Genomic DNA, 10,357 nt, shown 5'->3' on the forward strand with positions numbered 1-10,357 from the left:
AATCGTCGTGACAGACAAGGTAACTATCAACAATACCCCGGACGTCAAAACTTTCCAGGGTCTGATTCTGGCCCTGCAGAATTTCTGGGCGCAGCACGGCTGCGTGGTGCTCCAGCCGCTGGACATGGAAGTGGGCGCCGGCACCTTTCATCCGGCCACCTTCCTGCGTTCCATCGGTCCGGAAACCTGGAACGCGGCCTACGTTCAGCCCAGCCGCCGCCCCACGGACGGCCGCTACGGCGAAAACCCCAACCGCCTGCAGCATTATTACCAGTTCCAGGTGGTGCTGAAGCCGTCACCGGACAACATTCAGGAGCTGTACCTGGATTCCCTGAAAGCGCTGGGGCTCGACCCGCTGGTGCACGACATCCGCTTCGTGGAAGACAACTGGGAATCTCCCACCCTGGGGGCCTGGGGTCTGGGCTGGGAAATCTGGCTCAACGGCATGGAAGTCACCCAGTTCACCTACTTCCAGCAAGTGGGCGGCCTGGAATGCTACCCGGTCACCGGTGAGCTGACCTACGGCCTCGAGCGCATTGCCATGTACCTGCAGGGCGTCGACAGCGTGTACGACCTGGTGTGGACACAGGGGCCCGACGGCGTGGTCACCTACGGCGACGTGTTCCATCAGCAGGAGGTGGAGATGTCCACCTATAACTTCGAGCACGCCGACACCGACTTCCTGTTCCACAGCTTCGATGTCCATGAGCGCGAGAGCGCCCGGCTGATTGAGGCCGGCCTGGCCCTGCCGGCCTACGAACAGGTACTGAAAGCCTCCCACACCTTCAACCTGCTGGATGCCCGTCACGCCATTTCCGTGACCGAGCGCCAGCGGTTCATCCTGCGCGTTCGCACCCTTGCCCGCGCCGTAGCCCAGGCCTACTTCAACAGCCGCCGCAAACTCGGCTTCCCGCTGGCCCCCGAGGCCCTGCGCAAGGAAGTCCTGGCCGCGGCCGATGCCGCCGATGACAAGGCCAACGGCAAAAAGGGTAAGAAAGCGAAGAAAGCCAAGCAGGAACAGGGGAACGCATAATCATGGCAACACAGGATTTTCTGGTCGAACTGGGCACCGAAGAACTGCCCCCCAAGGCCCTCAAACCGCTTTCTGACGCATTGACCGCCGGCATTACCCAGGGCCTGACCGACGCCGGCATTGGCTTTGGCGAGGTGCAAAGCTTTGCCGCACCGCGGCGCCTGGCGGTGCGTGTACGCAACCTGGCCGACGCCCAGCCCGACAAGTCGGTGGAAAAGCGCGGCCCTGCCGTGAAAGCGGCCTTTGACGACGCCGGCAACCCGACCCGCGCGCTGACCGGCTTTGCCACCTCACTGGGCGTCACCCCGGACCAGCTGGACACTCTGGAAACCGATAAAGGTGCCTGGGTGGTGTTCCGTACCGTGGAAAACGGTCGTCCAACCGTGGAACTGATGCCGGAACTGGTGGAACAAGCGCTCGCCGGTCTGCCGATTCCCAAGCGCATGCGCTGGGGTTCCTACCGCACCGAATTCGTGCGCCCGGTGCACTGGGCCATCATGCTGTTCGGCAACAAGATCATCGACACCCCGATCATGGGGCTGAACCCGGGCAACAAGACCCGTGGCCACCGCTTCCACTGCCCGAAATCGCTGATCGTGCCGACACCGGGCGACTACGAAGTGGTGCTCAAGCAGGAAGGCTATGTGATTGCCGATTTCGCCAAACGCCGCGAGCAGATTCGTGCCGGCGTCATCGCCCTGGCGGAAAAAGAAGCCGGCGGCAAGGCGGTGATTGACGAGGACCTGCTGGACGAAGTCACCGCGCTGAACGAATGGCCGGTGCCGCTGATGGGCCGGTTCGAGGAGCGTTTCCTGGAGGTACCGGCGGAAGCGCTGATTTCCTCCATGAAAGAACACCAGAAATATTTCCACGTGGTCACCGCCGCCGGCGACATGCTGCCGCTGTTCATCACCGTGGCCAACCTGCAGAGCAAAGACCCGGCTCAGGTCATCTCCGGCAATGAGAAGGTGATCCGCCCGCGCCTGTCAGACGCCGCCTTCTTCTACGAAACCGACCGCAAGACCCGGCTGGAAGACCGCATCGATCAGCTCAAGCCGATCGTGTTCCAGGAAAAGCTGGGCAGCCTCTACGACAAATCGGTGCGTGTGGCCGCGCTGGCGAAGAAAATTGCCGCCGCCATCGGCAGTGACCCGGCGCTGGCCGAGCGCGCTGCCATGCTGGCCAAGACCGACCTGGTGACCGAGATGGTGCTGGAGTTCACCGATCTGCAGGGCATCATGGGGCAATACTACGCCGAGCACGACGGCGAAGCCGGTGACGTTGCCAAGGCGCTGAATGAGCAGTACATGCCGCGCTTTGCCGGTGACGACCTGCCCACCACCCTGACCGGATGTGCCGTCGCCATTGCCGATCGCCTCGACTCGCTGGTCGGCCTGTTCGGCATCAATCAGCCGCCGTCCGGCACCCGCGACCCATTCGCGCTGCGCCGGGCATCCCTGGGTGTGTTGCGCATCATCATCGAACGGGAACTGCCGCTGGATCTGCAAACCTGCTGTCAGTGGGCAGAAGACAACTTTACCGTGCTGACCGAGCAGAACACCGCTGCCACCGTGGTGGACTACATGCTCGAGCGCTTCCGCGCCCACTACGACGAGCAGGGCATCGGCGCCGAAGTGTTCCTGGCGGTGCACGCCCGCCGGCCCACCAAGCCGCTGGACTTTGACCGTCGGGTGAAAGCGGTGGAGGCCTTCCGCCAGTTGCCCGAAGCCCTGGCACTGGCCGGCGCCAACAAGCGGGTGTCCAACATTCTCACCAAACAGGGTGGCGACACCGTGGGCGAGACTGTGGACAAGAACCTGCTGCAGGATCAGGCCGAGCAGGCCCTGGCCGAGCACATCAGCCAGCAGGCAGACAAGGTGCTGCCGCTGTTCGAGCAGGGCAACTATGCGGCGGCACTGACCTCGCTGGCCAGCCTGCGGGAGCCGGTAGACAAATTCTTTGACGACGTCATGGTGATGGCGGAGGATGAGGCCATCCGTCACAACCGTCTGGCGATGCTCAACCAGCTCCGAAACCTGTTCCTGCGGGTAGCCGATATTTCTCTGCTGCCGACAGCGAGCTGAGACAGAGGCAACCGTAGAAACACCATGCTGATCATTCTGGACCGGGATGGCGTCATCAACCACTACGATGGCAACTACATCTGCTCAGCGGATGAGTGGGTGCCCATCCCCGGCAGCATTGACGCGATTGCCCGGCTCTGCAACGCCGGGCACCGCATTGCCATTGCCACCAACCAGTCCGGCATCGCCCGTGGTTTCTACGACACCGACGGCCTCGACGCCATGCACAACAAGCTCGAGCGGCTGGTGGAGGCCGCCGGTGGCTGCATCGACTTCATCGCCTATTGCCCCCACCATCCGGACGATCATTGCCAGTGCCGCAAGCCGTTGACCGGGCTGCTGGAGCAGATCCGCGGGCACTTTCACCTCGACAGCCTGCACGGCGCCATCATGACCGGCGACAGCCGCAAGGATCTGGAAGCAGGTCACGCCGCCGGCTGCCGTCCGGTGCTGGTCAGAACCGGCAACGGCCGGGACACCGAACGCCATCTGGAGGCCCGACCCATCCCGGGTGCCGAGGTCAGCGTGTACGACAATCTCAGCGCATTCACCGACGCGCTTTTATCGGCGGAGGGCTGGTAAAAGCAAAGCGAATCCGTATAATACCGCCCGTTGATCGGCGTGTGGCGCAGCTTGGTAGCGCACTTCGTTCGGGACGAAGGGGTCGCAGGTTCGAATCCTGCCACGCCGACCACTTTCCCGCTTTGTATCCATCTCCGTTTGCCTTTCCGTTCTCCGGATCTTTCCCTGCAAATCCCACCCGCTGATGTCTGACTCACTGGCCTGTTGCAGCATGGGACGAGCTGATCTGTCTGACCCACGGCAGAGTATTCATCCGCGGCTGCAATCAAGCGCTGAAATGTCGAGCTTACGCGACTCAATCGCGGTAACGTTTCTATTGGTACCTTTTTTCGGAGCATGACAATGGTTAGTCCGGGCATCGAAAAGCGGAGACTCGCTGCGCTCGAGCGTTTGGGCATTCTCGATACCCCACCGGAGGAGCGCTTCGAGCGGCTGACGCGGATTGCGCGCCAGTATTACGGCGTAAAAACTGCACTGTTTTCGATCATAGACGCCGAACGCCAGTGGTTTAAATCCCGCCAGGGCCTGGAAGTGTCACAGACCCCCCGTTCGGTAGCTTTTTGCGATTACGCCATCCAGCAGGACAAGCTGTTTCTGGTGGAGGACGCCACCAAAGACCCGCGGTTCAGTAAGAACCCCTTTGTGACGGGCAAGCCCTTCATTCGTTTCTACGCCGGCATGCCGGTGCGGGAACCCAGCGGCTACAAGATCGGCACGGTGTGCATCATTGACGACAAGCCCCGCCATTTCAGCGAGGTCGATCTCGACGTGCTTCGCAATCTGGCAAGCCTTGTGGAGGACGAATTGGAGCGGGCTTTTCTGTCGGCGGACAATAACGAGTATGTCCCGGTTGCCCATTTGAGCCGGGCCATTCACCGGGCCCAGAATGTGTTTCTCACCAGTGAAAACGAACGGGCCGCCTTCGAGCTGATGCTCAGCGATCTGCTGGGCCTCACCGGCAGCCAGTTCGGGTTCATCGGCGAAGTGCTGTATCGGGCAGATAAACAGCCCTACCTGAAAATCGGTGCCATCACCAACATCGCCTGGAGCCCGGAAACCCAGGCGCTGTACCAGGAGGTTGAGCGACGGGGCCTGATTTTCGACCGCCTCGACAATGTCCTTGGCTTACCAATGGTGACCGGTGAGGTGATTGTCGCCAATGACCTGGCCACGGATCCACGGCGCGGCGGGCTGCCCCCGGGCCATCCGCCGATCAGTGCCTACATCGGCATCCCGGTGTTCTCTGGCGATCAGCAGATCGGTCTGATCGGTCTTGCCAACCGCTTTGACGGCTACAAGGCCCGGCTGGCGGAAGAGCTGGAGCCGCTGATGCAGACCGTGGGTAACCTGATCGAGCGCAAGCGTCTGTACCAGGAGAAGCGAGAGCACCAGAAAAGCCTGGAAAAAGCGGCCAATTACGATGCCCTCACCGGACTGCCCAACCGGCGCCGGCTGACGGAGCTGTTCGAGCAGGAACTGTATGAGGCCAACCAGCGCAATGGCCTGGTGTCGGTGTGCTTTATCGATCTGGACGGTTTCAAGGAAATCAACGACACCCATGGCCACGCTGTCGGCGACGCCGTACTCAAGTCCGTGGCCGGACGACTGCTGGGTCGTGTGCGTGCCCACGACGTGGTGGCGCGCCTGGGTGGCGACGAGTTTGTTGCCATCCTGCGGGATGTGGACAACGAAAAGGTCTACGCCCGTCTGCTGGAAGCCATCCGCCAACCCATCGCCTACAAGCACCATGTACTGCAGCTGTCCGGCAGCATGGGGGTCACGGTGTACCCCCATGACAACGCCGATGCCGACCTGCTGATCCGCCACGCCGATCAGGCCATGTACGCGGCCAAGGAAGCGGGCAAGAACAATTATACCCTGTTTGACCTGGATACCCATTTCTCCCGCAAGGAGCGGGTCAAGGTGCTGGAGCAGATCGACGACGCCCTGAACCTCGGCCAGCTCGAACTCTACTACCAGCCCAAAATGGATTTCCGGCAACAGCGCATTGCCGGCTTTGAGGCATTGATCCGCTGGAATCATCCCGAAGAAGGGCTGATGAGCCCGGGGCAGTTCCTGGAGCACATCGAATACACCGAGTACGCCCGCAGCGTCGGCAATTTCGTGCTGCGGGAAGCGGTCGCGCGGCTGCAGGCGTTTGACCGACAGGCGCTGCCCTACACCCTGAGCGTCAACCTCAGCCCGTTCCACTTCCTCACGCCCGGCTTCGGGGACGATCTGGCCAACGCCCTGGCAGACTGCCCGCCGGACATCCGCGGCCGCCTGATTCTGGAAATCCTGGAGACCACCGCGCTGGATGACACCGACCGCGCGATGGAGAACCTGAGCGCCTGTCGCGAGCTGGGGGTGGAACTGTCGCTGGACGATTTCGGCACCGGCTATTCGTCGCTGGACCTGTTCCGCCGTCTGCCTGCGGAAGAGATCAAGATCGACCGCTCGTTCGTCCTCGACATGCTGGAAAATGCCGACAGCGGGATGATTGTCAGTGCCATCATCAGCCTTTCAAAAAGCTTCAAACGTCGCTTGGTGGCGGAGGGGATTGAGTCGTCAGAAGTCGAGGCGCGGTTGATTGAACAGGGCTGCGAACTGGGCCAGGGCTTTCTCTACAGCCAGCCGCTGCCGCTGCAACAGGCCATGGAGTGGGCCGCCAACTTCACCTGGGATGACAGGACGATCCGATAGACTAAGCTTCAACGTATTTCCTAGCCCTGTAACAACCAACCACGGAGAACACCAATGATCGGATACGTCACCCTCGGCGTCAGTGATATGGCGAAGGCCAAGCAGTTCTACAGCGACCTGCTTGGCGATCTGGGCGCAAAAGTGCTGCTGGACATGGATCGCATCGCGTTTATCGGCAAGAACATGGGCTCGCCCATGCTGGCGGTGTGCAAACCCTTCAATGGCGAGCCGAACCACCCGGGCAATGGCAACATGCTGGCCCTCCAGCCGGGTTCCAAAGAGGCCGTGGATGCCCACTACCACAAGGCCATTGAGCTGGGCGCCACCTGCGACGGCGAGCCGGGGCAGCGCATTCCGGACCAGTTCTACGGCGCCTATGTGAAAGACCCCGACGGCAACAAGCTGGCGTTCTTCCACTTCGGTTGATCCCGGATGGCCCTCCGCGAGGGCCACTCTTTATCGTTCTTGCAAAAATTGCGGCAGTAAGAATACATTTTTTGTGTTAGCGTCAGTGGTCTATTGGAGAACACCCACTGCTCAGCCAGGGACATGGCTATGCCAGACACACCGACACACCCCGACCAGAATCATTTACTGGCGGCTCTGCCAGACAGTGCGAAAGCGCGGATCTTCCCACGTCTCAAGCGGGTTGACCTGAACCTGGGCGACGTCATCTACGAGTCCGGCCAGTCCATCGAATTTGTCTATTTCCCGACCGATTGCATCATTTCGCTGCTGTACGTGATGCTTAACGGCGCCTCCGCGGAAATTTCCGTGGTGGGCAACGAGGGGCTGGCAGGCATTGCCGTGTTCATGGGCGGGGAAAGTACGCCAACCCGGACCATTGTGCAGAGCAAGGGCGTTGCCTACCGCATGCCCTCCACCGAGCTCAAGCTGGAGTTCAACAACCACGCCGAAGTGCGGATGTTGATGCTGCGTTACACCCAGGCGCTGATTACCCAGATGTCCCAGACGGCGGTGTGCAATCGCCACCACTCGATCGATCAGCAGCTGTGTCGTTGGCTGCTGTTGTCTCTTGACCGCCTTCCGGGCAACCAGCTGACCATGACCCAGGAGCTGATCGCCAATATGCTGGGGGTGCGCCGTGAGGGAGTTACCGAAGCCGCCGGCAAACTGCAGAAACTGGGGGTCATCGAATACCATCGTGGCCACATCGACGTGCTTGACCGAGCCAAACTGGAAACCCTGTGTTGCGAATGCTACGGCGTGGTCAAGCGGGAAACCGAGCGCCTTACCACCCAGAAGCTCAATTACTAGCCGGGACGGTACAGGGCGGCTGGCGCCGCCAGACTGGCCTCGTCGGGCTGCCGATTCAGAGTCTTGGCCCGGTACATGGCGTTGTCGGCTTTGCGCAACAGCTCCTCGGCGGTTTCGCCGTGCTCCGGGAAGATGCTCACGCCGATGCTGAGCTGGAGCGCCACCTCCTCTCCCGCAATGATCATGGGCGTCGCAACGGCCTCGCGGATCTTGTCCGCCACCGCGAACGCATGACCGGGTTCGTTGATCTCACTCAGCAGCACCACAAACTCATCACCGCCGTAACGACAGACCGTATCGGTGGTACGCACACACATCTTCAGCTTGCCCGCTAATGCAGCAAGCATCAGGTCGCCGCTGCTGTGGCCGAGGTCGTCGTTGATGACCTTGAAATCATCAAGATCGATAAACAACAGGCCCATCTGCTTGCCATGCCGCTGTGCCAGCGCCAGCGCCTGTTCAAAACGTTCGTAGAAAGCAGTGCGGTTGTGCAGGCCAGTCAGGGCATCGTGCTGGGCCAGGTGTGCCATACGGGCCGTGGTCTCGCGGGAGAAGCGGGCGTCGTGGAACACGATCACCGCGCCCACTACCACACCATGCCGGTTATGGATCGGCGCTGCGGAGTCCTCAATCGCCAGCTCCACACCGTCCTTGGCCACCAGCAAAGCGTTGGATTCCAGCGCCACAATGCTGTCTGACTGAATGGCCCGCCGCGCAGGGTCCGGCTTCGATTGGTGGGTATTGGCATCCACCACCCGGAAAACATCGCTCAAGGGCCGGCCAATGGCCTCGTAGCGGCTGAACCCGGTCAGAGTCTCGGCCACCACGTTCATGTAGGACACCCGCCCCTGCATATCGGTGCTCAGCACCGCATCGCCGATGGAATCCAGGGTCACCTGGGCCCGTTCCTTTTCCTCGAACAGCTGCTCCTCGGCCTTTTTTCCCGCGCGCTCGTAAGCCTTGTAGGTGGTGATGTCCTCAACGGTGTGAACGTACCCGTCTGCGGGGGTGTTGTCGGTGAGCAGTGCGGCGTTGTGACGGGTCCAGATCACCTCGCCGTTAGCCCGCTTCAACCGTGCCTCGGTCAGAAACGGGGTTTGCCCCCGGACGGCCGCCTGCCAGTGCCGCAGCGCTTTATCGTGATCCAGCGGGTGTATCACCGCGGCCCAGTGGGACCCGACCAGCTCGTCTGCGGACCAGCCGCAGAGTTTCTGATAGGCGACATTGCTGTACAGGCATTTGCCATCCTGATCGGTCATCAGGATGGCCAGTGGCAAGGCGTCACTGAGCGGAATGCCTTTTCCCGGGCCGACGTTGGTCTGCTTGTCGGCAGCGGCCGGGAAAAAGTCGCGATATCGCAACATGCGTTACTCCCTGTTTTCGATGATGACTTCCACGCGCCGGTTCTGCTGGCGGCCGGTTGCGCTGTCGTTGCTGGCGATCGGCCGTTCGTATCCGAAGCCGGACACCGTCAGCCGCTGGCTGTCGATACCGCGTCCGGTCAGAAACCGCCGCACCGACTCTGCCCTCTGCCGCGACAGGTTCTGATTGAACAGGGCACTGCCCACGTTGTCCGTGTGGCCCTCAATCACTACCTGGCGATCCGGGTACTGGTTGAGGAAATTCACCAGTTTCTCCAGATTCGGGTTCGAGCCGCCCTGGATCTCGGCGCTGCCGGTGGCAAACAGCACATCCCCCAGCGTCAGCACCAATCCACGCTCGGTGGCCTCAGCTTCGAGCGTATCGATTTGCCGTTGCAGCTCCTCCGCCTCACGGGCCGATTGAGCCGCGGCCCCCGCTTCCGAACTGCGCGCCTGCTCGGCATCGGCGTGGGCACGATCCGCCTCACGGGTTCGCGCCGCCAGTCGGGCCGCATCCCGCTGCTCGCCCAGACGCTCCCGATCCGCCTCCATAAGCCGGGTCTCGCCTTTGGCGCGGGCGATCTCCACCATCCGGTCGGCCATATAGACCCGGTAGGCCGCCAGGGTCTCTTGGTCGTTGTCCAGCGGCTGTTCGGCAAGCTCCACCGCCGCCTCCGCGTCCCGCAACTCAATGCGGGCATGGGTCATCATGTCCGGGTTCTGCTGCAATGCGGTCAGCTTGGCCCGCACATCTTCGGAGCCCTCGGGACTGGCCGGCCCGGTGGCACAGGCGGTTAACAGCACCGATGCCAGCACTGCCGCCAGGGCGGCATTCCGGCCCGGCGCCGGTTTCAGGAACGATAAGGTCATCATGGCTGTTCTCCCTGGCGCTGCATCTCTTCGTCCAGAGCCTCGGCACCACGCCCCATTTCACGATTGATGGCCGCCGCTTTCGCCGCTTCGGTTCGGGCGATTGCCAGCTCTGCCGCCACTCGGGCCTGCCGGGCCAGTCGGTCGGCTTCCGCCATCCGTTCTGCCGCCACCGCCTTGTCCGCTTCGGTCAGGTGGCGGTTTGCCTCCTCCAGCTCGGCACCGGCGTAACGCCGTGCCTCCGCCTGTTCCGCGGTGGCGATGGACTCCCTGGCCATGTTCAGCGACTCGGTCGGCGGCAATGGGGCAGAAGCACAGGCGACGAGCGTGAGGGAGGCCAGCAATACGGTGGTAAAAAGGCCGATACGTTCAGCGGCCTGACGAATCCAGTGTCGTTTCATAGCGTGGCTCCTTATGCCACGGAGCGGTCGAGAGTCGCTCCTTGT

General features: G+C 61.9%; 9 protein-coding genes and 1 tRNA gene. 7 read left to right on the forward strand and 3 right to left on the reverse strand.

Annotated elements, in window-relative coordinates:
* Positions 1-25: 25 nt before the first annotated feature.
* The 7 genes from glyQ to R0125_RS12060 all read left to right on the forward strand — a co-directional run bounded on the left by glyQ (position 26) and on the right by R0125_RS12060 (position 7,680).
* Positions 26-1,033 carry a glycine--tRNA ligase subunit alpha gene (gene glyQ, locus R0125_RS12030; RefSeq protein WP_248181988.1) on the forward strand — a complete coding sequence of 336 codons (1,008 nt, stop codon included), beginning with the start codon at positions 26-28 and terminating at the stop codon, positions 1,031-1,033.
* Between the two features lie 2 nt (positions 1,034-1,035).
* Positions 1,036-3,117, forward strand: coding sequence for a glycine--tRNA ligase subunit beta (gene glyS, locus R0125_RS12035; protein ID WP_317238328.1), 2,082 nt, complete (start codon positions 1,036-1,038; stop codon positions 3,115-3,117).
* A gap of 24 nt (positions 3,118-3,141) precedes the next feature.
* Positions 3,142-3,699, forward strand: a complete 558-nt coding sequence (gmhB, locus tag R0125_RS12040) for a D-glycero-beta-D-manno-heptose 1,7-bisphosphate 7-phosphatase (protein WP_317238329.1) — start codon at positions 3,142-3,144, stop codon at positions 3,697-3,699.
* A 35-nt stretch (positions 3,700-3,734) separates the two neighbouring features.
* Positions 3,735-3,811 (forward strand) — tRNA-Pro (locus R0125_RS12045).
* Between the two features lie 224 nt (positions 3,812-4,035).
* Positions 4,036-6,402 carry an EAL domain-containing protein gene (locus R0125_RS12050; RefSeq protein ID WP_317238330.1) on the forward strand — a complete coding sequence of 789 codons (2,367 nt, stop codon included), beginning with the start codon at positions 4,036-4,038 and terminating at the stop codon, positions 6,400-6,402.
* A gap of 54 nt (positions 6,403-6,456) precedes the next feature.
* Positions 6,457-6,828, forward strand: a complete 372-nt coding sequence (locus tag R0125_RS12055; protein ID WP_317238331.1) for a VOC family protein — start codon at positions 6,457-6,459, stop codon at positions 6,826-6,828.
* A gap of 129 nt (positions 6,829-6,957) precedes the next feature.
* On the forward strand, positions 6,958-7,680 hold the full coding sequence (locus R0125_RS12060) for a Crp/Fnr family transcriptional regulator (protein ID WP_317238332.1): 723 nt from the start codon (positions 6,958-6,960) through the stop codon (positions 7,678-7,680).
* Here R0125_RS12060 and R0125_RS12065 read toward each other — a convergent pair.
* From R0125_RS12065 to R0125_RS12075, 3 genes are read right to left on the reverse strand one after another with little or no spacing between them, the layout of a single operon-like run.
* Positions 7,677-9,044, reverse strand: a complete 1,368-nt coding sequence (locus R0125_RS12065) for a diguanylate cyclase domain-containing protein (RefSeq protein WP_317238333.1) — start codon at positions 9,042-9,044, stop codon at positions 7,677-7,679. The two genes, R0125_RS12060 and R0125_RS12065, sit on opposite strands and share 4 nt — an antisense overlap.
* A gap of 3 nt (positions 9,045-9,047) precedes the next feature.
* The gene (locus R0125_RS12070; RefSeq protein ID WP_317238334.1) at positions 9,048-9,914 is read right to left on the reverse strand and encodes an OmpA family protein; all 867 of its coding nucleotides are present in this window, start codon (positions 9,912-9,914) and stop codon (positions 9,048-9,050) included.
* Positions 9,911-10,312, reverse strand: coding sequence for a DUF4398 domain-containing protein (locus R0125_RS12075; protein WP_317238335.1), 402 nt, complete (start codon positions 10,310-10,312; stop codon positions 9,911-9,913). Before R0125_RS12075 ends, R0125_RS12070 begins: the two co-directional genes overlap by 4 nt.
* Between the last annotated feature and the right edge of the window lie 45 nt (positions 10,313-10,357).

Source organism: Marinobacter sp. M-5, from assembly GCF_032911545.1.
Lineage (GTDB): Bacteria > Pseudomonadota > Gammaproteobacteria > Pseudomonadales > Oleiphilaceae > Marinobacter > Marinobacter goseongensis.

Bases quoted from the DNA above. Each gene is read 5' to 3' on its own strand.
- R0125_RS12060 (WP_317238332.1), top strand. From the start codon at position 6,958: ATGCCAGACACACCGACACACCCCGACCAGAATCATTTACTGGCGGCT.
- R0125_RS12050 (WP_317238330.1), top strand. From the start codon at position 4,036: ATGACAATGGTTAGTCCGGGCATCGAAAAGCGGAGACTCGCTGCGCTC.
- R0125_RS12070 (WP_317238334.1), bottom strand. From the start codon at position 9,914: ATGATGACCTTATCGTTCCTGAAACCGGCGCCGGGCCGGAATGCCGCC.
- glyS (WP_317238328.1), top strand. From the start codon at position 1,036: ATGGCAACACAGGATTTTCTGGTCGAACTGGGCACCGAAGAACTGCCC.
- R0125_RS12055 (WP_317238331.1), top strand. From the start codon at position 6,457: ATGATCGGATACGTCACCCTCGGCGTCAGTGATATGGCGAAGGCCAAG.
- R0125_RS12075 (WP_317238335.1), bottom strand. From the start codon at position 10,312: ATGAAACGACACTGGATTCGTCAGGCCGCTGAACGTATCGGCCTTTTT.
- gmhB (WP_317238329.1), top strand. From the start codon at position 3,142: ATGCTGATCATTCTGGACCGGGATGGCGTCATCAACCACTACGATGGC.
- R0125_RS12065 (WP_317238333.1), bottom strand. From the start codon at position 9,044: ATGTTGCGATATCGCGACTTTTTCCCGGCCGCTGCCGACAAGCAGACC.